Genomic DNA, 326 nt, shown 5'->3' with positions numbered 1-326 from the left:
GTTGAAGACCTAGTTCAACGTTCTCTTGAGCCACTAAAAGTTGCTCTAGCTGACGCAGACCTATCAGTAGGTGACATCACAGATGTTATCCTAGTAGGTGGTCAAACTCGTATGCCAATGGTTCAAGCGAAAGTAGCTGAATTCTTTGGTAAAGAAGCTCGTCGTGATGTAAACCCTGACGAAGCAGTAGCGATGGGCGCTGCAGTTCAAGGTGGTGTACTAGCGGGTGACGTGAAAGACGTTCTACTACTAGACGTGACGCCACTGTCTCTAGGTATCGAGACAATGGGCGGCGTAATGACTAAGCTTGTTGAGAAGAACACCAC

1 protein-coding gene is annotated in these 326 nt (G+C 47.9%); it reads left to right on the top strand.

Annotated elements, in window-relative coordinates:
* Window positions 1–326 (top strand): Hsp70 family protein (locus tag H2O73_RS23570; RefSeq protein ID WP_182110745.1); only part of this gene is annotated, 326 nt, incomplete at both ends.

This window comes from Vibrio marinisediminis (genome assembly GCF_014050145.1).
Taxonomy (GTDB): domain Bacteria; phylum Pseudomonadota; class Gammaproteobacteria; order Enterobacterales; family Vibrionaceae; genus Vibrio; species Vibrio marinisediminis.
This window is presented reverse-complemented; position numbering and strand designations above follow the sequence as displayed.